We start from the raw sequence: 25,537 nt of genomic DNA, 5'->3' as shown, positions 1-25,537 counted from the left end.
AACTACCAACCACCCATCCACAAAAGCCCTTGAACCCTGATATCCATGCACAAAAGTGGAATACCACAGGGTTACTACTTTAGGCCTCCCGTCAACCCTGTCGCGACTCAGGACAATACGAGGTTTCTCGCCCCTGACGCAGATAGACGGTACCGAAGAACGAAACTAGGCTTCACGCCCGCTCCTTATGTATGAGAGATCGTCCTCCCAAAAGACAGCCTGTAATTGACCGTGTTCACAAGAGAATGCGTAGTGCCCAATATGGTCCTCTACCTTGAGATTTACTCAATGTTTCGCAAGTTCATTCTTACGATGGTCACTATCCTCCCCCATCTAAAACTGATAAACCTCACTGATGCTCTCGTAGGTGCGTGGCTCTTCTGCATCTCATTGCTGCAGAAGAGCCACATTTAACGCGAGTCCCGACAACTGAGACCCGCGTTAAATATACTTTGATACTTCAAAGCGCTCGGGTCCTTTTGCTTCGTTAGCGCAGCCCTTCAGACACATATTGAGCCTGCTTTGCGGCGCCAAGTGCCACGTATTCTCCTGATACTGGCACGCCAACAGGCACACCCAGCACGGACGGGGCCAGTTCGCGCACTGCAGCAGACTTCGCACCCCCGCCAACCATGAGCACTCGGTCTATCGGAGCTCCACTGGCACGTACGGCATCAAGCGCACCGCGCATCAGGACAAGTAATCCCTCAACCCCCGCGCGAGCCACGTGAGCCCGGTCCGCGTTCGCTAGGGTCATCCCCGTCAAGCTTGCCGTAGCATCGGGCAGATTCGGCGTACGCTCGCCTTCAAAGTAAGGGGTGAGAACCAGCCCTCCCGCATCAGACACTGAGAGCGCCAATTCGTCAAACTCCTCGTATCGGGCCCCGATCACCTCCGCTATGGCATCGATAATCCGCGAGGCGTTCAATGTGCACGCCAGAGGCAGCCACTGTCCAGAGGCATCCGAGAATCCGGTCACCAACCCCGATGGGTCCTCGACTGAGTTCGCGGACACGGCCGCAACTACCCCTGATGTCCCAAGCGACAACATCGCCTGCCCGGTCGTCAGGCCAACACCCAGCGCAGCCCCAGCGTTATCGCCGCAGCCCGGGCCGAGCACAACATCGGCCCATCCACGTGCAGCATCGCCTTGGCCGGCTTGATCCCATGGTCCAAGAATCTTCGGCAAAATAATATCCTCGGCGCGGTCCTCAGAGATACGGAGTGCGCGGGCCAGAATATCGTACCGATAGACGTTGCCTTCACGCGCCATATACCCCGTTCCTGAGGCGTCGGACCTGTCCGTAACCAGATCCGCCAACTGGCCAGTGCCCGCTATTTTCCACGTCAACCAATCATGCGGCAGGCACACGGCAGCGATGCGAGCAGCATTTTCCGGCTCGTGATCGGCCAACCATCGCAGTTTTGTCACCGTAAGAGAAGCCACGGGAACCGACCCAGTCGCATCCGCCCACCACGCGCCACCTCGGGCGGTATCGCCATCTCCTGCCTCATCGACAAGCTCAGCTGCTGCGGCACCCGAACGCGTGTCATTCCACAGCAATGCAGGACGTATAACCTCTCCAGTCGCGTCTAGACATACCATGCCGTGCTGCTGCCCGCCAACTGACAAAGCCGCAACGTCATCGAGACCCTCAGCATCATCAACGGCTTGTAGAAATGCCTGCCACCAGAACTCTGGATCAATCTCCGTACCGTCGGGGTGTTCCGCCCGACCCGAGCGCACCACCGCACCCGAGTTTGGATCAACTATCAATACCTTGCATGACTGCGTCGATGAATCGATGCCTGCAACGTAGGGACGGGATATATTCATCTTTGATTCCTTCCTCCCTGTAGACAAAGTAGCTCGCGGTGTTAGCCTTTTAGGCGTGTGCGAGGGTTTGGATGAGGTAGTTGTTGAGTGTGGCTTTGACCGATTCGAGATGATCGGAATGGGTCGCGGCTAGCAAATCAGCTTGAGACACGTCCAAGGCGTGCTCTTCGAGGCTGGCCAGAGTCGCGGTCTTATCCTCGACACTGGCACCGATTCCCGAGTCAAATGAGCTGTAACGCTGGCTGACCAGATCCTCGAAATACTGGTCCTCATGAAGCTTAGCGGCAACCAAGAGACCGGCCGCGTATGAATCCATACCCACGATATGGGTGCGGAATAGATCTTCAGCGTCGAAAGACGTGCGCCGGGGCTTGGCATCAAAGTTCAAACCACCACAGCCCTGTGGACCGATCTTGCCCTCAGCCAGAATTTCCCACATGACTGCTGTGGTCTCATACAAATCCGAGGGAAACTCATCAATATCCCAGCCAATGAGCTTATCGCCCTGATTCGCATCCAAAGATCCCAACATCCCAGCAGCCCGCGCCACCCGGATCTCATGCTGGTAGGTATGTCCCGCCAAATTCGCGTGATTACCCTCAAGATTCAACTTGAAATGATCATCCAAACCATACGTCTGCAAGAACGCAATCGTCGTCGCCGCATCAAAATCATACTGATGATTTGTCGGCTCCTTCGGCTTAGGCTCCAACAAAAACTGAGCATCCAACCCGATCTCGCCCGCATAATCAACACATAGCTGGAAAAAACGAGCGATATGATCCTGCTCGCGCTTCAAATCTGTGTTCCAAATATTCTCGTAGCCTTCCCGGCCACCCCAGAACACATAATTCTCAGCACCCAAACGCTTAGCAATCTCCAAAGAATGCTTCACTTGACCAGCCGAATAAGCATAAATATCAGCAAACGGAGAAGTCGCACCACCAGAAACAAATCGAGGATTCGTAAACAAACTCGACGTGTTCCACAGCAGCTTCATACCTGAATCAGCCTGCAAATCAGCAATATGATCCACAACCCGATCAAGATTCGCATTCGTCTCCCTCAACGTGTCACCCTCAGGGGCAATATCACGATCATGGAAACAGAAATACTCCACACCCAACTTGCGATAAAACTCGAACGTGTAATCCACCTTCGCCAACGCCAAATCCATCGGATCACTCAACCCGTCATACGGCCGACGCGCAGTCCCATCCCCAAACGGATCAACCAAACGCTGATTAAACGTATGCCAGTAAGCCACCGCAAACCGCAGCCAATCCTTCATCGGCTTACCCGCAACAACCCGATCAGGCTGATAATAATGAAAACCCAAACCCTGCCGCGGATCCTCAGCCCCAACAAACGGTATCGATTCAACATCCCACAAATTACTCATATCCTGACACCTCCATGTGTCCACAGCATCACCGCTGCTCACTGTTTTGTAGCTTAACAAAACAATATGGGTAGAATCACCAACATGTCAACCCTTCCCGTAAACTCACCGTACAATCGACCTATGCGTTCAGGCCTACCTAATTCGTCAGCGCCCACTAGGAATGCGGGCATCGAGACTCGCAAACGTAAAGGGGTCACTAGCGAGTCCCTGCGAGCGACGAACCTTTCTCTCGTCTTGAGCCATATCTTAGCCAAGCCTGGCATGGTCTCGCGTGCTGATATAGCGGGATATACCGGAATCACACGCGCGACTGCATCCCGCCTTGTCGACGATCTGATGCATTCCGGCCTCGTGAGTGAGCTCTCCCCTGCCGCCCAGCCCACACGGGGACGCCCAGCCACTCGTCTTACCCCACAAGCTCGAACCGCATTCGCTATCGGACTTGAAGTCAACGTCTCTTACTTGGCGGCCAGAGCTGTCGATCTTACCGGCACAGTCCTCGCCGACACTCGCATTTCCGGCGATTTCGCCGGCTCGCATCCGAAGACGACGCTTACCCAACTGGCCAGTCTAGGACGGAGCGTACTATCGGAGGCCATTGCTAGCGGGCCTGTACACCCTCGATTAGTTGGGTCCGGCCTCGCCCTCCCAGGGCTTGTCTCTGGAGACGCACTCGCGGTCGCCCCGAATCTGGGGTGGCGCGATCTGTCCCGGGTGGATCTGATAACACCGCTGGCAGACCTACACCCCAGCCTCGTTGCCAACGAGGCAGATTTGGCCGCTTTTGCTGTCGCGAACCCACGCCCAGGCACGCCTGAAGGCCCCAGCTCCTTTGTCTATGTATCTGGCGAAGTGGGTATTGGCGCGGGCATCATAGTTGATTACCGTCCGTTATCCGGCGCACACGGCTGGTCGGGGGAAATCGGTCATATTTGTGTGGACCCAACCGGACCGATTTGCTCGTGCGGGGCCACGGGCTGCTTAGAGGCATACTTGGGATTACGCGCACTCGCCCGACGGGCTGGGTTAGGCGAGAATGCAACGCCATCCAACGTTGCTGCTGCTGCACGAGACGGTTCCCTCTCGGCGAGTCGTGCCATCAACGAGGCGGGTGCTGCTCTGGGGCGAGCACTTGCGGCCGTCATCAACACTGTGGACATCCCCGAGGTTCTGTTAGGAGGAGTAGTTGCTGAAATAGGACAAGAACTCATCCCAGCCGCAAGCGCAGAGCTACATAACCGCGTTCTGCAATCCGCTTGGTCCCAACCTGAGTTCCGAATTCCCAATCTCGATTCCTTGGCAGCATTGTCAGTCACCGGCGCCGCACACCAAGTACTCCAGCACGTAGTAGACAACCCTCTTGCTTGGATTGAAAGCATCTGAATCCGTACGCGTATAGCTACGCCATTAACGACGACGGCACATTGGTCAGACCAGTGACTCACTCAGGGCGGGGAACTCGATGTAATGGGCCTCTACGGCCTTCACGGTTCGCTCGGTGTCACGGGCCGCAATCGCGGATACCATCTCGCGGTGGAGCTGCATCGAATGCGCGGCGATCTCGGGGTTGTAGCTCTCGGCCAAGAGCCACTCCTCGTCGCGAGTCTGCTCCGTGAGTGCTCTGTGGACGGCACTAAGCCGCTTGGAGTGAGAGGCCTGACCGATGGCGAGGTGAAGATCGTAAGTGGCATCCAGATAGCCCTCGTAATCGTCATCTTCTAGGCATTCGGACATCGCCTCAACAACTGCCTGCATACGCATCACGTCGGACTTGCGGGCTCTCGCACAGGACAGAACCGCGGCCGAAATCTCAATGGCCATACGATATTCAAGCGCATCTGTGATATCTAGGCCCGCCTGCACCTTGATATCTGAATCCCCGATCTGGGCGGGCGCTTCGAGGATGTAGGTTCCATCCCCCGATCGGCTCTCGACCCGGCCGGCGATCTGAAGCGCCATAATCGCCTCGCGCACAGTGGCGCGCGAAACCCGCAGGTCCGCTGCCAGAGCGCGTTCGGAAGGCAGGCGCTGGCCGGGCGTCAGGCCATCACTGTCAATCATCTCGAGGATACGATCGATCGTCCCCGTTGTCTTGGAGCGTACGGGCTGTCCGTTTGCCATGATTTCCTAACTGTCTGTCACAACAAGTTCAGCCCGCTGGAACTCTTTAACATCCGAGTATCCATTAGCGGCCATGGCATGGCGAAGCGCCCCCATGAGGTTGGATAGTCCATTCGCCGAATGCGACGGTCCGAAAAGTATTTCTTCGAGCGTTCCCGCCCGATCCACGGCAACACGTTCGCCCCGGGGCAGGCGCGCATGCCGGGCTTCGGCGCCCCAGTGCCAGCCGCGCCCCGGTGCCTCTTCGGCGCGAGCGAGGGCGGTTCCGAGCATGACGGCATCGGCGCCGCAGGCAACTGCTTTGACCAGATCTCCCGAGGTGCTGATTGATCCATCAGCGATCACGTGGACGTAGCGTCCAGAGGACTCATCCAGATAATCGCGCCGTGCAGCGGCAATGTCGGCGATGGTGGTGGCCATTGGAGAGGTAATACCCACGGTGCGGCGGTTGGCAGAAGCCGCCCCTCCGCCGTAGCCAGCAAGTACTCCAGCGGCACCCGTACGCATAAGGTGCAGAGCCCCGTTATATGTCACGGACCCACCCACAATTACGGGAACGTCCAACTCGTAAATGAACCGCTTGAGGTTGAGTGGCTCGCGGTTAGCGGACACGTGTTCGGCGGAAACCGTGGTTCCGCGAATCACGAAGATATCCACGCCAGCATCCACGACGGTGCGCCACAGGGCCTGAGTGCGGCCCGGCGAAAGGGCGCCCGCCACAGTCACGTCGGCTTCCCGAATCTGGCGAAGCCGCTCGCGAAGGAGCTCAGGTTTGACCGGCTCCTGATAGATCTCCTGCATCCGCAAGGTAGCCTGAACATCATCTAGATGCGAGATTTCTTCCAATAGCGGTTCAGGATCCTCGTAGCGGGTCCATAGGCCCTCCAGGTCAAGCACGCCCACTCCCCCGAGTTTGCCGATCGCTATCGCGGAGGCAGGTGAGGTGACTGAGTCCATAGGTGCAGACAGGATGGGAACATCCAGATGATAGGCGTCGAATTGCCACGAGGTTGATACCTCGCGGACGTCCCGAGTACGGCGCGATGCCACCACCGCTACATCATCGAGCGTGTAGGCCCGCCGGGCCCTCTTACCTCGTCCAATCTCAACTTCACTCACGTCCAATAGCTTACATGTGGGAGGTGCCCGATAGGCTGGACAGCAGACGAGAGGATTCATCATGTGGACAGAACACCCCATCATTGGCTTCGATACAGAAACCACCGGCGTACGCCCAGATCAGGACCGGCTGGTCACCTGCTCTGTGGTTGAGGTACTTCCCAGCGGAGTAAACCGAACGTACTGGCTGGCCGATCCGGGCGTGGAGATTCCCGAGCGCGCCACGGCCGTGCACGGCATCACTACCGAGCAGGCGCGGGAGAACGGCCGTCCCATTACCGAGGTGCTGGAAGAAATCGCCGCGAAGCTCGCGGCCCACATGAGTCAAAGCTATCCCGTGGTGGCGTTCAACGCCTCCTACGATGTCACGCTCTTGGAGCATGAGCTGGAACGGCACGGGCTACAGACCCTCGCCTCCCGCCTTGGCGGAGAGATCTTCCCGGTTGTAGATCCTTACCTACTCGATAAGTCCGTGGATCGATACCGTAAGGGCAAGCGCCGCCTCGAAGACCTGGTGGGCCACTACCGAGTGGACGTAGATGGGGACTTCCACAATGCCGAAGCAGACGTTTTGGCAACCCTCAAAGTGCTAGCCGCCCTTGTGCGCAAGTTCCCCGAGCTCGCCAGTGAGCCACTCGAAGCCGTTCAAGCGCGCGAAAAGGCCACGCACAAGGATTTCATCAGCTTTCTCAATTCCAAGAACCGGAACGCCGGTGATCCCGATGCGTGGCCCGTTACCTGTTAGGCGCGCCCACCGTAGTTAGGCGCCTCAACGGTCATCTGCACATCGTGGGGATGAGATTCGCGCAGGCCCGCGGACGTCATCCGAACGAACCGACCGCGCTCCTTGAGCTCAGGGATCGTGGTGGCGCCGCTGTAGAACATTGTCTGGTGCAATCCACCCACAAGTTCGTAGAGCACCGAACCCAACACGCCACAGAATGGCACCTGGCCCTCGATGCCTTCGGGGATGATCTTGTCATCTGATGTCACGTCAGACTGGAAGTACCGATCCTTGGAGTAGGAGCGCTTGCCGCGCGAGGACATCGCACCCAGCGATCCCATACCGCGGTAATGCTTGTACTGCTTGCCGTTGACGAACACGAGATCGCCTGGCGTCTCATCGCAGCCAGCCAGAAGCGAGCCGAGCATCACGGTGTCCGCACCCGCTACAAGAGCCTTGCCAATATCTCCGGAGTACTGCAGACCGCCGTCCGCAATCAGGGGAACGCCCGCAGGCCCACATGCCTTTGACGCTTCGTAGATCGCCGTGATCTGAGGGACGCCAACGCCTGCAACCACGCGCGTGGTGCAGATAGAGCCCGGGCCAACGCCCACCTTAACGGCATCCGCGCCTGCATCGATCAGCGCCTGCGCTCCGGACTGGGTAGCCACGTTTCCGCCGATGATCTGCACGTCGTCAAATGCGGAATCGCCTCGCATGCGGCGGATCATGTCCAGTGCCAGCTTGGCCTCACCGTTGGCGGAGTCCACAACTAGAACATCGACGCCTGCATCTGCCAAGAGCAGCGCGCGGTCCCAAGACTCCGATAGGTAGCCAACCCCTGCGCCAACCAACAAGCGCCCGTGGGCATCCTTGGAAGCATTGGGGTATTGCTGGGTTTTGACGAAGTCTTTGACGGTGATCAGGCCGGAGAGGCGCCCGTCGTCGTCAATCAAAGGAAGCTTTTCAATCTTGTGCTTCGCGAGTAGGCGAGCAGCCTCGGGCTTACTCACGTTCGCCGGGGCGGTCACCAGCGGCATCGGCGTCATAGTCTCGCGCACCGTCTTGGTGGGAAACTCCTCTTCGGGGATGAAACGGAGATCGCGGTTGGTGATGATGCCCAGAAGCTTGCCGTCTTCAACAACGGGCAGGCCGGACACGCGATACTTGCCGCACAGTTCATCTAGCTGTGAAATCGTCGCCTCAGGTCCAACCGTCACCGGATCCTGAACCATGCCGGATTCGGAGCGCTTAACTTGGCGCACCTGCTGTGCCTGATCCTCGGGCGAGAGGTTGCGGTGAATGATGCCGATTCCGCCCTGGCGCGCCATCGCGATCGCCATGCGCGATTCAGTCACGGTGTCCATCGCGGCGGAGATTAGCGGTGTTCGAAGCGAGATCTTCCGGGTAAGCCTGCTTGAGGTGTCCACCTCGGAAGGGATGACGTTGGTTGCTTGGGGTAGAAGTAGAACGTCGTCGTAAGTTAGTCCGACCATTTCAAAGGGATTTGTGCTCACTCCCCCATGGTAACGGCCGAGGTTTTCTTCATGCACTATGGACCACGCCACGGGCACAAAGCAGGGCACCCAGCCATTCAGCCAGATGCCCTGCTTCAGTGAGAGTCTTACTTCTCTACAACTGCGAGAACGTCGCGAGCCGAGAGAATGATGTACTCATCCGCACCATACTTGACCTCGGTGCCGCCGTACTTTGAGTAAATGACAACGTCGCCTGCGGCAACGTCTACCGGAACGCGGTTGCCATTGTCATCAATGCGGCCGGGGCCAACTGCAACTACCTCGCCCTCTTGCGGCTTCTCGGTAGCGGTGTCCGGAAGGACAAGTCCCGATGCGGTTGTGGTTTCTGCTTCGAGCTGCTGGATCACGATGCGATCCTCAAGCGGCTTAATGGAGACCGACACTGCGGATCCCCCTTCTTCTATATAACTCGTGCTTTGGTTAGAAATGCCTAGCCGCGGGACCCGCCGTCGCGGGGGCCGGGCCCGAACCGGGCACAAGCCGTAGCCGAAGCTACGTCCACTAAGAAGGTTAGCACTCGGTTAGGGCGAGTGCCAGCTCAGTCCTCCCTCTTTCTTCTCGCGTTGAGCGTATAGACAAGGATCGCTACCACGCCAACCAGCACTACAGCGCCCACAATGATCCACACCGTATTGGTACTGCCACTATCTGTAACGGGGTATTGCGCTTCACTGTCCCACTGTGGGCTCAGATCAATTTCGTGTTCTACGAAGTCCAACCCAAGCGAATTTGATACCGCGAACGCTATATCGGTCTGATCAATCTGGCCCAGCAGATTGCGGGCGCCCGGCCCTTCTGCACCAACGCGCATCTGTGTGCCCGTGTGGTTCTGTCCGCCAAGGGCAACATCATGGTCATTCGATGCAGCAGTGGCGTAGTTAATCACCATGTCATCGCCATCGGCCGTGACAATTCTGCTCGTTAACCCCGAAGTGTTCTGATCAATCGTGGTGATCTGGGAGGTGTGCGCGTGATCCGTGGTCACAACCAACAACGTCGGTTCACCGCTTTCTTCCACCCAGTTTCTCACCGCCTGAACTGCTTGATCGTATTCTTCAAACTCTCCGGCCTGCCCACAGAAGTCCGCGTCATGGTTAGCCTTATCTACCGATGCAGCCTCAACTTGAAGCAAGAATCCCTCGTCATTTTGGAGCAGGTCCATCGCCGTTGTGGTCATATGATCCAAGGCGGGGATGGAATCCGGCCGCTCGGGGTTCGGAGAGCATTCGATTGCCTCACCTGTTGCCCCGTCGATTTCGGGAATCGACTGCTCGTAGTTGCGAGGGAAGTTGCCCTCCGAGAACAATCCTAGAACGGGTTCCTCAGTATTGGCCGCGGAGATGCCGTCTAGTTCGTCGGCAGTTGTGACCACTTGATATCCTTGGCTCTTGGCGTTATCTAGGACCGAATCGCCTTCCGTCCAGGTATTGCCTCCCCAGTTGCCGCCCGCTTGGACAATCTGATCGAATGCATCTGAACCTCCGCCAAGTGTCACATCTGCCCGCAGGTCTACGATCTGCTCGGATATAGAACCGAGGCCGCCATTCTCACGATACTGAGAGGCGAAATCCTCACCTTGGCAGGATTCATCGTTCTTCTCCTCCTCGGGTCCGTAACACTTGCGATCGAGCGCATGAGCGGCGAAGGAGGATGGAGTAGCGTCCTGAATCTCGGCCGTGCTGACGTTCCCAACCTTCATTCCGTCTTTGCGAGCTAGCTCCGCGAGTGTTGGAACAGGTTCGCCGTTGAGGTCAACAGCCACAGCACCGTCATACGTCTTCACACCTGTAGTCCACGCAGATGCAGATGCCGATGAATCGGTTACGAGGTCCGGCAGTCCATTCTCAGCTTCCAACGAGAAGGTGGTGGCCATGCCTGTGAACGGAAGCTCGTCTATGCCTTCAAGCCTGCCGTTCGCGCCGTGGAGATAGTTTCGGGCGGAGGTGATCTCAGAATCACCCGTGCCGTCAGCAATCACGATAACTACATTCTTTGCCTGTTCGTCATCGATCTGTTGGCCCTCCGTACCAAACTGGGCACAATCGCCTGCCCCCGGAGCAAGCGAGCCATCTTCATTCATCAGATAGCACGTCTCACGGGCATCAACGGGTTCCGCCGCTTTAGTCACGTCAACTTGCAGATCGGGATTGACCTCAGCCACCTCCCAATCACCCAATTCGAGCGCATTGGCAATCGTGTAATGGGTGTCAGTTTGGTCGGTCTGGCCAATCACGTTCTCAGCTCCGGGGCCGTATGCGGCGATCCTCAACTGGGCACCGCTGTGCTGAAGGGAAACGTCCGGATCATCCGTCACTTCCTCAGCTGGCATAGTGCCATAGCCGAGGGACTGGCCAACGCCGTCCTCCGTTGTGAGCCTTGTGGCAGGAGAAACGGTTTCCGTGTCATCTTCGAGAATCTGGGTGGAATGCGAGTGATCCGCCGTGACCATCACCAGCGTCTCACCATCTTCTTCAGCGAAGTCGAGGGCCGCGGTGATCGCTTCATCAATCCGGGCCACTTCCCCGATCATCCCGCACGAGTTCGCCTCATGACTCATTTTGTCAACGGACGCAGATTCAACCTGCAAGAAGAATCCATCTTCAGCTTCCGGATCATCCAGAAGCTCAATCGCCTTGGTGGTCATGTCCGCAAGCTCCGGTTCATCCCCGGTATCCTGCAATTCACACGTCACGGGCTCCTCTTGGGTACCTCCAACACTGGGCGTGCTGGGTTCAAAGCGGGTGGTCATATTCCCATCGTTGAACAGTCCAAGTAGAGGGCCATCCTGATTGGCCTCCGAAATGTCCGCTAGAGCATCCTTATCCGTCACCACCTGGAAGCCGTTATCTTCTGCGTTCTCCAGGACGGTGTCTCCCTCAGTCCATGTAGTAGATGAATCGACGAACGGGCTGCGAGCCTCGCCTCCTTCTACAACTGACTCGTTGAAAGCCGCGAGCCCGCCACCCAAAGTAACATCCGCTCGGGTATCAACGATCTGTTCCGAAATCGAGCCTAATCCACCATTCTCACGGTACTGCGAGGCAAACTCTTCACCTTGGCAATCCTCATGGTTGGATTCCTCGGGGCCATAACACTTGCGATGAAGAGCATGCGCACCCATTGCTCCGGGCGTGGCATCCTGAATCTCGGCAGTGGAAACATTGCCCGTTCTCATCCCGCCATTCTTGGCCATCTCTAGCAGATTCTGAACCGGCTCACCGGCCAGATCCACACCGATCGCGCCATCGTATGTTTTGGTACCCGTGGCCCACGCGGTGGCCGAGGATGCCGAATCGGTCCGGTATTGGAAGGAGCCATCCTTATTAACAGAATGGTGGGTATAGGTGCCAGCGGCAACGAAACTATCTAAGCCGTTGAACCTTCCTGCCGCACCTTCAAGATAGTTGCGGGCCGCAGTTATTTCCTGTTGGCCCATGCCGTCACCAATAATGAGGATGACATTTCGAGCCTTGGCATCTGTGCGTCCGGGCCCTTCCTTTCCGAACTGGGCACAGTCACCGGGTTCTAAGACTCTGACCGATCCATCAGCTTCCTTGGTAATGCATGTTTCAGGGCCGTTGGTTGATTCTTCTTCTTGCGTATCGGCAGCGGCAGCAAGTGGGGTAGTCACGAGCGCTAGAGCGGCTGCAATAATTCCTAATCGTTTGGGCAGAGGCATTTCTTTTTCTCCTCACACGGCCTACTTTGGCCGCGGGTTGGAAATGTCGCGTACTTTTTAATGGCTAGCAATTCCGATTACGGATGCTAGGCGCTCACTGGTGGGTTCCAGCGCTGGACTAAGAAATAGTGAGCTACATCTCAACCGTACCGGTCATGCCACGGAGTTGCAACGCGCCATATGAGAGGATCGGCGTGTGGGCACGATCAACCAACTCAAATCCGCGAGCGGCCAAGCACTCCTTGCCTCGCTTCCTCCCTACGACGAAGCCAACGCGTTTGCTTTAACCACGAGGCTTCGCGAACAGGGGTACACCGCTGACTTGGTTGCCGCCGCACTCACCCAGTCACGGCTGAGGCTCAAGGCTCACGAGAAGTTCGGAGATTTCGCAAATGGGATGATGTTCACCGCGGCCGGGCTGGAGCAGGCCACACGGCTTCAGATTGGCGGGCATCACGCGGCTCGCTTGCGGCGCGCCGGAGCGCGCCACGTGGTGGATCTCGGATGTGGAATCGGAGCAGATTCACTGACGTTTGCCGGGCTTGGACTGGGCGTTACGGCAATCGAGCGCGATCACGAGACGGCCGAGGCAGCCGCCTTCAACCTTCGTGCTTTTCCCGAGGCGCGTGTGATTGAGGCGGACGCTTTCGCACTGGATTTGTCCGAGCTTGGTGCGGACGCCCTGTGGCTCGATCCTGCGCGGCGCGCCAACGGCAAGCGCCTCACCGATCCCGAGGAGTGGCAACCTCGCTTCTCCGAGGCTATCGCGTTAGCCCGGAAATTCCCCGCGGCCGGCATCAAGGTAGCACCAGGTGTTGCCTACGAGTACCTCCCGGATGATGCCCACGTCCAGTGGATCAGCGCCGATCGGGAGCTAATCGAGGCCGTTGTATGGCTAGGGGTCGCCGCTCCAAAGCCCGGGCGCAGCGCGCTCATGCTGCGCGATTCAAAGACCCTGACGTTTGAGGCGGCCTCCGGATCTCCAGCCGAGCCAGTGGTGCCCGTTGCCGCCAGAGAGCTCGGCCCATACATCTACGAACCTGATCCAGCCGTCATTCGCGCTGGCGGCATAGAACGCCTTGCCGGTGAATTAGATCTTGCGCCCGTCTCTGAGGGCATTGCCTACCTGACTGGCGAACCGGTTGAAAGTGACCTGCTGGGCGCCTTCCGCGTGCGTGAGGTGCTCCCGATGAACCCCAAGGCCGTCAAGAAGGCCCTTCAGCGCGAGGGCATTGGCCAACTAGAAATCAAGAAGCGTGGAACAGACGTGACACCAGAAGAATTCCGGCGAAAGCTGAGCCTCAAGAAGGCGAAGGGTGCGAGAGCGGTCCTCATCCTCACGCCACTCCTTGGCCGGCACCGCGCCGTGCTGGCAACCCGCGAGCGCTGACGATGAGTTCGTCGTCGTTCTTAATCCGCGTACTCGATCACCACGGTAGCCGTGGCAAAGTCTCCATCGTGGGAAAGGGAAACGTGGGTGGCCACGGGGCCGAGGCTTTGGGCAACAGCGGTCAACACGTCACCGTAGAGGGAGATACATGGCCGATTCCATTTATCGGCCACAACCTCAATCAACGCCCACACGGACTCTTCACCAACCACAGGAGGACGGCCGTAAATACCCGCGCTCCACGCCTTAACGAAGGCCTCTTTGGCGGCCCACCTCGCGGCCAGATGAGGGGCAGCATCACCCGACGTTCCCGGCACGGCATGGTCCCGAGCCCGCTCGGCCGCCGCGCGCCGTTCCCGCCCGGTAAATACTCGATCGAACTGAGACCCGGGCTGGGCTAACTGCTCCCGAAAGGAACGAAGGTCCACGATGTCCGTGCCGATGCCGGCGATCATTACCGCATGACAATCTTGTTGAGGTCCATTCCAGTGTCCACCGTGATCCCAAGGCCGGACGGCTCGATGCCGTTACGGACCAGCTCGTATCCGAGGGAAGCCACCATGGCCCCGTTATCAGTGCAGTAGCGGATCGGTGGGATGCGTACGGTGATGCCGCGTTCGGCGGCACGCTCGGCAGCCAGCTCGCGCAGGCGGGAGTTCGCGGAGAAGCCGCCGCCCACTACAAGGGTGTCGTAGCCAAAAGTCTCGCAGGCGTTCAGCGCCTTCATGGTGAGCACATCGTTGATGGCCTCGCTGAATCCGGCGGCAACATCGGCGGTAGGGACTTCCTCGCCGCGGTCTTCTAGGCCCTCGACGTAGCGAGCCACGGCCGTTTTCAGACCCGAGAAGGAAAAATCGTACTGGTGGCGAACTTTGTCCTTGCCGGCGGTTAGGCCACGCGGGAACCGAATCGCGTCCCGATCGCCTTCCTTGGAGAGCCTGTCAATGTGGGGACCACCGGGATAGGGAAGGCCCAGAAGCCGCCCCACCTTATCGAAGGCCTCGCCGGCGGCGTCGTCCAGCGTGCCTCCCAGTTCTTCCACATCCGTGGCGATGTTGCCCACGCGCAGAATGGAGGAGTGCCCGCCGGAAACTACCAGCCCGATGAAGTGCTCGGGGAACGGCCCATCCACAAGCTCGTCCACGCACAGATGCCCAATGATGTGGTTGATGCCGTACAGGGGCTTGTCCAGCGCTAGTGCCAGCGCCTTTGCCGCAGAAACCCCCACCGTGAGCGATCCGATAAGCCCCGGCCCGGCCGTCACGGCGATGGCATCGATTTCGCTCAGCTCTACGCCTGCCTTCTCTAAGGCCGCGTCCAGCGTGGGAACCATCGTCTGAAGATGGGCACGCGAGGCGATCTCCGGGATGATGCCGCCATAGCGGGCGTATTCGTCCATGGAGGTAGCGGTAACGTCCGCCAAAAGCTCCCCATCGCGAACTACCGCGATTCCGGTCTCATCACACGAGGTTTCAATGCCGAGGATTGTAATGCTCACGATTCCCCAGTGTACTACGCATGATAAGGGCGTCCTCCCCGTGATAATAGTTCGGCCGCTCACCTACAATCTCGAAACCGCGAGTGCCATATAGGTGCCGTGCGGCCGCTCCGGCCTCCCCTGCGCGAACCTCCAAGAACACCTGCTCGGCGCCACCAGCCCACGCGATCTCCAGAAGTTCGTCCAGAAGCTCCCCGCCGATGCCCTGACCACGCGCCGCTTCTGCGACACCCAACGTCAATATCTCCGCGTCCACCCCGGCCGAAACGCCGCCAAGCGCCAAGATCTCTGGCAGCGCCGCAATCCCGCCGCCGCGCACGAGCACCCGATAGGAGGCAGCCGTAGAACCAAGCTCGTGCTCCCACACGGCTAAGGGCCAAGCCTCCGCCCCGAACACACGATCGTCGAAAGCCGCACATCGCCCGGCCCACGAGGGGCGCGGGATTACGAACCTACTACTCATTTGCCGGCTGGCGTCCCCTGAATGTCGGGGCGGCGCAAGTACTGAGGCTCGGTTCCCAGATCGATGTCCTCACCGGCCTGGCTGCGCGTCAGATGGGAGAGCGCAAGGGAGGCCATGACATCCGGCGCACACTGCGCCACTAGGGCGCCCTCCAGCCCCAAGCCGTCGCGGGCAACCACGAGCTGGCCCGGATCAGCCTCCAACATCTCCGGAAGATCTGCGGGCCTGACGATCCGGGGGCCATCCAGAATCTCCACGTCATCCCCGCTCATGGGCCGGGCGCGAAGCACAAACAGCTCCTTGCGGCGGGCATCAATCACAGAAACCACGTTGTTGTACCCGAGCCGGCTCCCAGCCAAGGCCAGCGCCTCGAGCGAAGAAACTCCGTACAGCGGCACGTCCCACGCCCGCGCGAGAGTGCGCGCGGTCACCAGCCCGGCGCGCAGCCCCGTGAAGGCCGCTGGTCCGGTTCCAGCCACCACGGCATCGGGGCGCACCCCGCCAAGCACGGCCTGAACCATCGGAGTCAGGGTTTCGGCGTGGTGTCGGGAATCCTCGGATACCTCACAGGCCACCGTGCGCACTTCGCCCTCGGCTTCGGCCAACCCGACCACCGAGAGGTCCGAGGTATCAATCGTCAGAATCTTCATTCGTTTTCTCTTCTCGTCTAAATCTACGCTGTGGACGCTCGAGCACTTTGACTTCATCTCCGGTAGGCGCAGCCACACGCTCGCGCCGCTTGACCCCGGCGTTATCGGAAAGATCGCGCCGTAGCCATACAAGCAGCCCCACGACGATCAGTAGCACCACCAGCACGATGATGACGGTGCGGACGATCGTGCCCGTGGATGAACCGCTATCCTCGGCCGCAGCGGTTTCCTCGGGAACGCCATCGGAGCTGATCAGATCCGAGCGGATTTCCTCAAAAAGTGTTTGGGACACCTCCCCGGCCAGGATTGATCGCGCCACCGAGTCCAGCGGACTGACTGTTTCCCCCACAAGGAACCAGCCGCCCAAATGCCCGTTGCTGCCAAACGCTGGCTCGATAACTACCTGTGAGTCCTCGGGAACGGCGGTGATCGCTTCGCCAAACGAAGTGTCCGCCGTAATCTCCACCTGTTCGGAGGAACCGGATACAAACCGCGATGCCACGGTCCCTACCACGGCATCGTCCACCGAAATTGGTGCTACCCATATGTTCGACTCCTCGTATTCGCCTTCCGTTCCGCTGAAGGTTGCGGCGCGCACCGGGTCGCCCACGGTCAGATTTGCCAGTTGATCCGTGGTCAGCTCCGGGAGCGATTCCGCCGCGTGGGAGCGCACCACGCTTACGGCCGAGTCTGCGAACCAGTCCTCTGCCTCCCCGGTTGCTGCGTTCGCCGGTGCTGCCCCCACCAGTAGAAGGAACAGGGCGGTGACGAGCCGCGCCAGTTTCACAAAGAGTCCCGGAGTTGTTCGGCTAATTGTTCGGACCTAGGACCCGTAGTTTTAACGACGACGGTCCGTGGCGCATCCACCGAAAGATCCTCAACTTCGTCGCCCTCATCTGAGCCCTCGGGGCGAATGATCGTCAAAATGAGCCGATCCTCGGTGAGAACCTCCACCTTGCCTTCGCCCCATTCCACCACCGTGGCGGATTCCTCAAGCGAGGCATCCAAGTCAAGGGCGTCCAGTTCGTCTAAGGATGCGAGGCGGTAGGCGTCCACGTGAACAAGATCGGGGCCGGACGTCCGTGGATGATGAACCTGCGCAATCACGAATGTTGGCGAGGCCACTCGGCCAGTCACATCCATTCCCTTGGCGATTCCTTGGGTCAGGGTAGTTTTGCCAGCACCCAGTGGGCCATCGAGCATCACGAGGTCTCCCCCGATCAGCTTCGTGCCCAACACCTCGCCAAGTTGGCGCATGTCATCAGCTTCGGCAACCGTTAGCTCCATACTTTCCTCCTGTTAGCCTTCGCCATGATAACGCCGCGGAACGCGCGCCCCAAGGCAAGTGACCACCTCGTAGCCAATTGTTCCCATTGCCTCAGCCCAATCGTCAGCCGTTGGGAGGCCCGCTCCAACATCTCCAAAGAGGTACGCACGGTCTCCCGCGGTGGCACCTTCGGGAAGCGTGACAACAAATTGGTCCATGCACACCCTGCCCATGATCTTCGTGGGCTGGCTATTAATTACCAGCGGAGCAACGTTGGAGGCCTTGCGGTCAATCCCGTCCGCATAACCGAGTGGGACAACCCCAAGCCGGGTGTCCTCTTCCGTGTGGGCCGTGTGGCCGTAGGAAACACCGGTACCAGCGGGAACCTCGCGGTCCACGATGAGGTCCGCGCTCAGCGTCATCGCTGCCTTCAAACCCATCTGGGCAGCGGTGCGGTGATTCGGGTTGGGCGATAGGCCGTACAAAACAATGCCCGGGCGGACCATGTCATAGCGAGCCCCTGGATGCCAGAGCGCCCCGCCCGAGGCCGCAAGATGGCAGAGCACCGGGTCTAGGCCTGCAGCCTTGACGGTTGACCGCGCCTCCTCGAAACGCTCAATCTGGATTTCGGTTAGCCCGCAGTCCACATCGTCGGCCCGCGCGAGGTGACTCCACAGGCCCTGGAGCTCGAACACTCCTTCCGCAACGAGTCCCCGAATTCGGTGCGCCGCCTCCGGCAAATCCTGCAGGTTGAAGCCGCCACGGGCCATCCCCGTGTCCGCCTTCAGGTGAATCCGCGCGGTAATGCCGGTAGAACGCGCGGCCACGGCAAGCTGGTCCAGTGCCCAGAAGGCCCCGACGGACAGCTCGATATCGGCGGCGAGCGCGGCCTCTAGGTCCGCTCCCGGCGCGTAGATCCACGCGAGGATTCGCGGGCCTGCCCCAACCTCTTCTCGCAGATTAAGGGCCTCGGCCACCTGAGCAACGCCCAGGTAGTCGGCGCCTGCCCCAAGCAGTGCTCGGGCACATTCGGCTCGCCCGTGCCCGTAGGCATCGGCCTTGACAACGCCCAAGAGCTTCTGGCCCTCTACCGCGTCTCGGACTACACCAAGGTTTGACGCGATCGCATCCAGATCAATATCTGCCCGCGCAGGAAACAAGTCACTCACCGGTGCTCGCCAGAGCCTCTCCAATAGCCTGCGGAATCGCGCCAGCAATCTCGCTGGCCACGATGGGCCTGCCAGTGCCGTACGCGATGGCCGCTGCCCGGCCATGAATATAACTTGCCGCAGCGGCTAGACGTGCGGGTATCCCATGTCCCTTGCCTAGATCGGCAAGCTCATCGCCCCACTGGGCCAAGATGGATCCGAGCAGGCCCGCCAGCACATCGCCGGCTCCTGCGGTGGCACGCCATCCGGCCGCTCCACCCTGAGCCCACAGTGGATCGTCCGGAGCGCAGGCCACATCCACCGATCCTTTAAGAAGTACGGTAGCCCCCGTTAATGTAGCGGCAAGGCGTGCGGCGCGAGACGGGGCCGCTGCGATTTCCTCGCGGCTCAACGGCTCCCCGCGGGCAGCTAGCAGCTCAGCTAGTTCGCCGGCGTGCGGGGTGATCACCACTGTTGAAGGGACATCGATGCTACCTAGAAGGGTGATGGCCCCGGCGTCAAGTACCACGGGAATGCCCGCAGTGATGGATTCCTGAAGACGGCGCGCCACCTCACTTGCTGCCTCGGGATCATCCATATTCACACCCGACCCGAGCACCCACGCCTGAACGCGTCCCATATCGGTCACAATCTCAGGGTGTTGGCTCACCACGAGGCGAGATGTCTCCCGCGGGCCGGCATAGCGCACCATGCCGGCTCCTCCCGCGAGGGCGGCGCTGGTAGAAAGCAGCGCCGCGCCTGGGTAGCGGAGCGATCCCGTCATGACTCCCACAACCCCACGGCTGTACTTATGCGAATCTGGACCGGGAACGTCCCACATGTCCGCGATGTCGCGAGCACCTACGGACAGCAGTGCGGGCTCGCTGGGCAGAAACTCTTCGAGACCTAACGGAACCTGAACGATCTCACCCGCGTATCTGCGCCCGGGATCCAGCACTAGGCCGGGTTTTGCGATCCCCATCGTCACAGTGACATTCGCGCGCAGGGCAAGGCCGGGGACCGTGCCGTCGTCGGCCCCAATTCCGGACGGAAGATCCGCAGCAATAACTAACGGCTCAACGGGCCTACCAACTCGCACTTCCTCTAACTCGCGCACAATTTCCAACGCCGGCTCACGCAGCGGGCCACGGGCGCCGATCCCAACTAGGCCGTCAATCCACACCTCGGCAGATTCGGCCAGACTGCGCAAGGTTCCAGCATCCGCGAAACGGACTCCCGCCCGGGAAGCGGCCGCGTATCCTGCGGCGTGTGGCGTTCCGGTCAAGATCGCCGAGGCGGACACACCACGCCGGGCCAAACGAGCCAGCGCGAACAGGACGTCGCCGCCGTTATTTCCGCTGCCAACCAGCCCGAGCACCTCAGTGCCCGGAACCCGGTTGCCGAGGGCGCGGACCCGCCGGATCACTTCAGTAGCAAGGGCCGCGGCCGCGCGATCCATCAGCGGCACACCACGTTCTAGGAGTGGAGCCTCGGCTTGGCGAACATCGTCACTTCTGTATGCACGTAACATGGCTACTCCACCGTGACCGACTTGGCGAGGTTTCGGGGCTTATCAACGTCATAGCCCTTGACTCGCGCCAGCTCGCTAGCAAAGATCTGCAGCGGCACTACCGTGACCAGCGGCATCATGAGGGTTGGCGTGGTGCGCGGAACCCAGAACACCTTCTCTGCATATGCTTCGGCCTCGGTATCCCCTTCTTCCGCGATGGCGATGGCGCGGGCACCCCGGGCGCGGACCTCCTGCAGGTTGGAGATTACCTTCGAGTGAAGGAGTGGGCGGCGTGGGGTCGGGACAATTACGAAAACGGGCAGATCCTGCTCGATGAGGGCGATCGGGCCGTGCTTGAGCTCGCCAGCCGCAAAGCCTTCCGCGTGTATGTAGGCGAGCTCCTTCAGCTTGAGCGCGCCCTCCATCGCTACCGGATATCCCACGTGGCGACCGAGGAACAGGACAGAGGTAGCGTCCGCGAGCGAACGGGCGAACTCCCGAATATCCTCTTCGGACTCCAGTACCTCTTCGATACGGCCGGGCATCTTCCCCAACTCGTCCAGGTACGTGGCCACCTCATCCTCGTACTTGTTGCCGCGCAGCTCCGCCAGATACAGGCCCAGCAGGTAGCACGCGGTGATCTGAGCGATGAACGCCTTCGTGGAGGCCACGGCCACCTCTGGGCCAGCGTGCGTGTAGAGCACCGCATCCGATTCGCGGGCGATCGTGGAACCGTGCGTGTTGACGATCGCGAGGACTTTCGAACCCTGCTCGCGGGCGTGGCGGATTCCCATGAGGGTATCCATTGTTTCACCGGACTGTGAGATGGCCACCACAAGGGTTTTCTCGTTCACTACCGGGTCGCGATAGCGGAATTCGTGGGCCAGCTCCACTTCCACAGGGATGCGGCACCAGTGCTCGATCGCGTACTTGGCCACGTGGCCGGCATACGCTGCCGTACCGCAGGCAACCACGATGATTTTGTCGATGCTCCGGAGTACGGATTCGCCGATCCGCATCTCGTCCAGCATCAGGCGGCCGCTGGGGGAAGTACGGCCGCGCAGCGTTTCGGCTACCGCCATGGGCTCTTCGTGGATTTCTTTATCCATGAAGGTGTCATAGCCGCCCTTAACTGCGGCGTTAACGTCCCAGTCCACCTCGAAGGGATGGCCCTCCTGAGGCTGGCCCTCGAAGTCCACCACATCTACGTTGTTGGAGCTGACCTTGACGATGCGGTCCTGACCAAGCTCAAGGGCGCGGCGGGTCTGCCCCACGAACGCCGCTACATCGGAGCCGAGGAAGTTCTCTCCGTCTCCCAGTCCCACCACAAGGGGCGAGTTACGGCGGGCTGCCACGATCGCCTCGGGGTTCTGGCCATCAAGAGCCACGAGGGTGAAGGAGCCTTCGAGGCGGCGGGCCAGCGTGCACATGGCGTCAAGCAGATCCGCACCATCCTCGAGCAGAAGAGCTAGGTGATGAGCCGCAATTTCCGTGTCCGTCTGGGAGGTGACAGAGACACCACGATCAGCGAGCTCTTCTGCCAACTCCCGGTAGTTCTCAATGATGCCGTTGTGGACCACGGCAACCCGGCCGTCGAAGCTGACATGTGGATGGGCGTTGTTATCGGTGGGTCCGCCGTGGGTGGCCCACCGCGTGTGGCCGATTGCCGTGGTTGCTGGAGGCGCCGAATGATCCGCGAGCTCTTGGCGCAGGTTATCCAAGCGTCCGGCGCGCTTGGCCACGTGCATGCCATCTTTTCCGGCTAGGGCAACGCCCGCCGAATCGTAGCCGCGGTATTCGAGCCTCGAAAGGCCCTCCAACACAACGTCAAGTGGTCTGTTTGAGGGGGCCTGCGGCCCTACATATCCAACAATTCCGCACATGCTCACATTCTAGCGGCCCGAACCCGTTAGTCGGCTAACACAGCAGATGGTTTTCCAAGCAAAGCCTCGCAGCACCCCGTAAAGTTACACGATATGGAGACGGCAAATCACGTGCTGAGTTTCTCTCACGAGCAGTGGAGCGCTCTGGCGCAATCCACCCCGCTACCACTGACCCATTCAGACATTCGGCGGCTCTCCGCGCTCGGTGACCCTATCGATCTGGCCGAGGCGGATGCGGTTTACCGCCCCCTTTCGGCACTCCTTCAGATGTACACGGCCGAGGTTGGGCGCCTCCACACCCGTACCTCCGAGTTCCTCAGGGTTCGCGAGCAGCGCACGCCTTTCGTCATCGCCGTGGCCGGCTCTGTGGCCGTAGGTAAGTCCACCACCTCACGGCTCTTGCGCGAGCTCCTGCGGCGCTGGCCCGCCACTCCCAAAGTGGACCTAGTGACTACCGATGGATTCCTCTTCCCCAACTCGGTTCTCGAAGAACGCGGCATCATGGACCGCAAGGGTTTCCCCGAATCTTACGATCGCGCTGCCCTCATGGCATTCCTCCAGCAGATCAAAGCCGGCGCGGCCCAAGTGAGTGCTCCGGTCTACGATCACGTCACCTATGACATCATCCCCGGCGCGCTTCAGACCGTCAATCACCCGGATATCCTCATCATCGAGGGACTCAACGTCCTTCAGCCCGCGCGCGTGACCTCCACTCGCGAGCTCTACGCCGTCTCCGATTTCTTTGATCTATCCATCTACGTGGACGCCACGGCCGAGGATATACAGCGTTGGTACCTCGAGCGCATCTTCAAGCTGCGCAAACTCGCCTTCACCAAGCCTGAGGCTTACTTCTACAAGTTCGCTTTTATGCCCGATGATGAATTGGCCGCCTACGCGCACAACGTCTGGAACACCGTGAATCTACCGAATCTTCTCGATAACATTGAGCCCACCCGCTCACGGGCCGATATTGTTCTGCGCAAGGGGAGCGACCACACGATTTCTGAGGTACTTCTCCGCAAGTTGTAAGCGCCCCGCCCTCGGTTTTGCGTCAAATCTACAGCGGGTTGTGTGAGGTTGCGTCAACCTGCGGGAAGCAACCACCACTACTCGGAGCCTGTCCGGCGCGAAAGCACCCGATCAAGCACCATACCAATGGCCGTGCCCGCCACAATCCCCACCACAACGGAAAGCAACGGCTGCCCGGAAAACAGGTGTCCCGCGCCCGCACCCATCGCGATCATGTACGCGGTCCACAACGCGGAGGTGGCGGCAGCCAGACCCATGAAACGAGAGCGGGGGAAGCCGGCAGCGCCCACGCTGATGTTCACAACTACGCGTACGCCGGGGATAAACCGAGCTGCGAGAATATAGGCGGAGCCGTGCGTGCGCAACCGATCACGAACCATCCGGACGCGCCGGTGCCCCGAGCCTTCGTTGAAGTACTTCATCCGGTCTATCGGGATCAGCGCGCCGATGCTATACGCGATGTTCTCCCCCACGAAGGCACCGAAAAATGCAACAGCGGCCAAACCCGCAAGAGGTACACCCTCTCCCTGGACTGCCAAAGACGCCAGCGAGATGAGGAATACCTCTGAGGGCACCGCTGGGATTACGCCATCGCCAACAACAAGAAGCCACAAAAGTGGAAGGGCCCACGGTGAACCCGCGGACTCAAGGAGCCATTCCTCCATTAACTGAGGGACAACCGGTCTTTCACTACCCCAGCGAGCGAGGAAGCCACTTCGTCCGCTTCGGCTTGGGTAGCGGCCTCCACCATCACGCGCACCAGCGGTTCCGTTCCCGAGGGGCGCAGCAGCACGCGTCCGGTACGGCCCAGCCGAACCTCTGCGGCTGCAACCGCGGCGGCCAGCTCGGTGTCTTTTGCGGCAGCCCGCTTGTCTACATTGGGGACGTTGATGAGGGTTTGCGGAAGGCGAGTCACCACTGAAGCCAGCTCGGCCAGCGGCTTACCGGAGCGCACCACGCGTTCAGCCAAAAGCAGGGCAGTCAGAGTGCCATCGCCGGTGGTCGCGTGATCTAGCGCAATGATGTGACCGGACTGTTCGCCGCCCAGAACGAACCCGCCAGCTCGCATCGCCTCGAGCACGTAGCGATCGCCCACGCCAGTCTGCACGGTTTCGATGCCCGCGTCCTTCATAGCCAGAATGAGGCCCAGATTGGACATGACGGTGACAACCAGCGTGTTATTCGCCAGCTTTCCCTCATCCTTGAGGGCGATGGCCAGAAGGCCCATGATTTGGTCGCCGTCTACGAGCGTGCCGCTGGCGTCTACCGCGAGGCAACGATCAGCGTCGCCATCAAACGCCACTCCAAAATCGGCACCGTGCTCAACCACGGCCGTCTGAAGCTGTTCGGGATGGGTGGAGCCGCAGTGCAGATTGATGTTATAGCCATCCGGTTCAGCGTTGATCACAACTACTTCGGCGCCGGCGCGGCGCAAGGCCTCCGGGGCAACACGCGATGTGGCACCGTTTGCACAGTCCACAACAACCTTGAGGGATTCGAGAGACACCCCGATCGAGTCCACCAGATGTGTAATGTAGCGTTCATCGGCCGTCTCGGCGGCGCTCTCAATGCGTCCCACGCCCTCACCCACCGGCCGGGTCCACGTCTTGGCTAGCAACCCCTCAATCTCATCTTCGAGGGCGTCCTCCAGCTTGAAGCCTCCGCGTGCGAAGAACTTGATCCCGTTATCCTCCATCGGGTTGTGGGAGGCGGAGATCACGACCCCCAGATCCACATCCGCGCTAGCCGTCAGATAGGCGAGCCCTGGGGTTGGGAGAACATCCACGTGATCCACATCCACGCCCGCGGCAGCGAGCCCTGCGGCCACGGCCTGCGCGAGCATCGCCCCCGAAACCCGTGTATCCCGCGCGATCACCGCGTGCGGCCGGCGGCCCGGGGCTGTTTCCTTGGTCAGGACACGGGCGGCCGCGTCTCCAAGCGATAGTGCAAGATTCGCTGTGACCTCTTTATTGGCCAAGCCACGGACGCCATCGGTGCCGAACAAGCGGGGCATATATTCCTCCTCGGAAGCTGTTACCCCATGATTATGGCACTTGTGGGAGGCTCGGTGCCGCGACTTATGGGCAGCGTCGTAAATTCCGCCCTCTCCGGGATTGCGTCAGATCTCTACGAAACACTTTCTATTCCGCGGTTTTGCGCCAAATCTCTAGTTGTGAGTTTAACTGCGACGACGTTTACTCCCTCGATCATCCTCCTCGGTCAAGGAGAGCCCGCGTGGGTGTGGTTTCGGAGCCGACAAAAGCCACATATGACGC

22 protein-coding genes are annotated in these 25,537 nt (G+C 59.9%); 4 read left to right on the top strand and 18 right to left on the bottom strand.

Features of this window, described 5'->3' with window-relative positions:
• Positions 1-487: 487 nt before the first annotated feature.
• A complete protein-coding gene (locus DD236_RS03740; protein ID WP_109093001.1) occupies positions 488-1,837 on the bottom strand; it encodes a xylulokinase in 1,350 nt (449 codons plus the stop codon).
• A gap of 49 nt (positions 1,838-1,886) precedes the next feature.
• A complete protein-coding gene (gene xylA, locus DD236_RS03735) occupies positions 1,887-3,239 on the bottom strand; it encodes a xylose isomerase (protein WP_109093000.1) in 1,353 nt (450 codons plus the stop codon).
• 123 nt (positions 3,240-3,362) lie between these two features.
• Here xylA and DD236_RS03730 point away from each other — a divergent pair, with 123 nt between their 5' ends.
• Positions 3,363-4,625 carry an ROK family transcriptional regulator gene (locus DD236_RS03730; RefSeq protein WP_109092999.1) on the top strand — a complete coding sequence of 421 codons (1,263 nt, stop codon included), beginning with the start codon at positions 3,363-3,365 and terminating at the stop codon, positions 4,623-4,625.
• A gap of 45 nt (positions 4,626-4,670) precedes the next feature.
• Here DD236_RS03730 and DD236_RS03725 read toward each other — a convergent pair whose 3' ends face one another.
• Positions 4,671-5,363 carry a FadR/GntR family transcriptional regulator gene (locus DD236_RS03725; protein ID WP_109092998.1) on the bottom strand — a complete coding sequence of 231 codons (693 nt, stop codon included), beginning with the start codon at positions 5,361-5,363 and terminating at the stop codon, positions 4,671-4,673.
• Positions 5,364-5,369: 6 nt separating this feature from the next.
• On the bottom strand, positions 5,370-6,482 hold the full coding sequence (locus DD236_RS03720; RefSeq protein ID WP_243409894.1) for a GuaB3 family IMP dehydrogenase-related protein: 1,113 nt from the start codon (positions 6,480-6,482) through the stop codon (positions 5,370-5,372).
• A gap of 61 nt (positions 6,483-6,543) precedes the next feature.
• Here DD236_RS03720 and DD236_RS03715 point away from each other — a divergent pair, with 61 nt between their 5' ends.
• Positions 6,544-7,227, top strand: a complete 684-nt coding sequence (locus DD236_RS03715) for an exonuclease domain-containing protein (protein ID WP_109092997.1) — start codon at positions 6,544-6,546, stop codon at positions 7,225-7,227.
• On the opposite strand, the gene guaB is transcribed toward DD236_RS03715, so the two are convergent.
• From guaB to DD236_RS03700, 3 genes are all read right to left on the bottom strand, one after another.
• Positions 7,224-8,702, bottom strand: coding sequence for an IMP dehydrogenase (gene guaB / locus DD236_RS03710; RefSeq protein WP_109093285.1), 1,479 nt, complete (start codon positions 8,700-8,702; stop codon positions 7,224-7,226). The two genes, DD236_RS03715 and guaB, sit on opposite strands and share 4 nt — an antisense overlap.
• A gap of 128 nt (positions 8,703-8,830) precedes the next feature.
• Positions 8,831-9,127, bottom strand: coding sequence for a co-chaperone GroES (groES, locus tag DD236_RS03705; protein ID WP_109092996.1), 297 nt, complete (start codon positions 9,125-9,127; stop codon positions 8,831-8,833).
• A 155-nt stretch (positions 9,128-9,282) separates the two neighbouring features.
• Entirely contained in the window at positions 9,283-12,423 is a 3,141-nt protein-coding gene (locus DD236_RS03700; RefSeq protein WP_109092995.1) for an alkaline phosphatase, read from the bottom strand.
• Between the two features lie 196 nt (positions 12,424-12,619).
• On the opposite strand from DD236_RS03700, the gene DD236_RS03695 reads away from it, so the two are divergent.
• A complete protein-coding gene (locus DD236_RS03695; protein ID WP_109092994.1) occupies positions 12,620-13,813 on the top strand; it encodes a class I SAM-dependent methyltransferase in 1,194 nt (397 codons plus the stop codon).
• 20 nt (positions 13,814-13,833) lie between these two features.
• Here DD236_RS03695 and acpS read toward each other — a convergent pair whose 3' ends face one another.
• Genes acpS through glmS form a run of 9 tightly spaced genes read right to left on the bottom strand, consistent with a single transcriptional unit; the run spans position 13,834 to position 22,232 of the window.
• Positions 13,834-14,268, bottom strand: coding sequence for a holo-ACP synthase AcpS (acpS, locus tag DD236_RS03690; RefSeq protein WP_207785672.1), 435 nt, complete (start codon positions 14,266-14,268; stop codon positions 13,834-13,836).
• Complete coding sequence (gene tsaD / locus DD236_RS03685) at positions 14,268-15,311, bottom strand: tRNA (adenosine(37)-N6)-threonylcarbamoyltransferase complex transferase subunit TsaD (RefSeq protein WP_109092993.1); 1,044 nt, start codon at positions 15,309-15,311, stop codon at positions 14,268-14,270. Before tsaD ends, acpS begins: the two co-directional genes overlap by 1 nt.
• The gene (locus DD236_RS03680; protein WP_109092992.1) at positions 15,286-15,774 is read right to left on the bottom strand and encodes a GNAT family N-acetyltransferase; all 489 of its coding nucleotides are present in this window, start codon (positions 15,772-15,774) and stop codon (positions 15,286-15,288) included. The genes tsaD and DD236_RS03680 overlap by 26 nt, the downstream gene beginning before the upstream one ends.
• The gene (tsaB, locus tag DD236_RS03675) at positions 15,771-16,424 is read right to left on the bottom strand and encodes a tRNA (adenosine(37)-N6)-threonylcarbamoyltransferase complex dimerization subunit type 1 TsaB (protein WP_165819815.1); all 654 of its coding nucleotides are present in this window, start codon (positions 16,422-16,424) and stop codon (positions 15,771-15,773) included. The genes DD236_RS03680 and tsaB overlap by 4 nt, the downstream gene beginning before the upstream one ends.
• Complete coding sequence (locus DD236_RS03670) at positions 16,405-17,211, bottom strand: hypothetical protein (protein ID WP_109092990.1); 807 nt, start codon at positions 17,209-17,211, stop codon at positions 16,405-16,407. The genes tsaB and DD236_RS03670 overlap by 20 nt, the downstream gene beginning before the upstream one ends.
• Positions 17,208-17,711: a tRNA (adenosine(37)-N6)-threonylcarbamoyltransferase complex ATPase subunit type 1 TsaE gene (gene tsaE / locus DD236_RS03665; protein ID WP_243409893.1), complete on the bottom strand. Its 504-nt coding sequence runs from the start codon at positions 17,709-17,711 to the stop codon at positions 17,208-17,210. Before tsaE ends, DD236_RS03670 begins: the two co-directional genes overlap by 4 nt.
• A gap of 12 nt (positions 17,712-17,723) precedes the next feature.
• The gene (gene alr, locus DD236_RS03660) at positions 17,724-18,860 is read right to left on the bottom strand and encodes an alanine racemase (RefSeq protein WP_243409892.1); all 1,137 of its coding nucleotides are present in this window, start codon (positions 18,858-18,860) and stop codon (positions 17,724-17,726) included.
• A complete protein-coding gene (locus DD236_RS03655) occupies positions 18,853-20,370 on the bottom strand; it encodes a bifunctional ADP-dependent NAD(P)H-hydrate dehydratase/NAD(P)H-hydrate epimerase (protein ID WP_109092988.1) in 1,518 nt (505 codons plus the stop codon). Before DD236_RS03655 ends, alr begins: the two co-directional genes overlap by 8 nt.
• Positions 20,371-20,372: 2 nt before the next feature.
• Positions 20,373-22,232 (bottom strand): glutamine--fructose-6-phosphate transaminase (isomerizing), encoded by a 1,860-nt coding sequence (gene glmS, locus DD236_RS03650; RefSeq protein ID WP_109092987.1) that lies wholly within the window; start codon positions 22,230-22,232, stop codon positions 20,373-20,375.
• Positions 22,233-22,325: 93 nt separating this feature from the next.
• Here glmS and coaA point away from each other — a divergent pair, with 93 nt between their 5' ends.
• Positions 22,326-23,261, top strand: coding sequence for a type I pantothenate kinase (gene coaA, locus DD236_RS03645; protein WP_109092986.1), 936 nt, complete (start codon positions 22,326-22,328; stop codon positions 23,259-23,261).
• Between the two features lie 77 nt (positions 23,262-23,338).
• On the opposite strand, the gene DD236_RS03640 is transcribed toward coaA, so the two are convergent.
• Positions 23,339-23,926 (bottom strand): DedA family protein, encoded by a 588-nt coding sequence (locus DD236_RS03640; protein ID WP_109092985.1) that lies wholly within the window; start codon positions 23,924-23,926, stop codon positions 23,339-23,341.
• Entirely contained in the window at positions 23,926-25,275 is a 1,350-nt protein-coding gene (glmM, locus tag DD236_RS03635) for a phosphoglucosamine mutase (protein WP_109092984.1), read from the bottom strand. Before glmM ends, DD236_RS03640 begins: the two co-directional genes overlap by 1 nt.
• Positions 25,276-25,537: the final 262 nt, after the last annotated feature.

It is taken from the genome of Ancrocorticia populi (assembly GCF_003123745.1).
In the GTDB taxonomy this organism is placed as follows: Bacteria; Actinomycetota; Actinomycetes; order Actinomycetales; family Actinomycetaceae; genus Ancrocorticia; species Ancrocorticia populi.
Note: the sequence above shows the minus strand (reverse complement) of the source record. Positions and strands in the feature narration are given on the sequence as shown.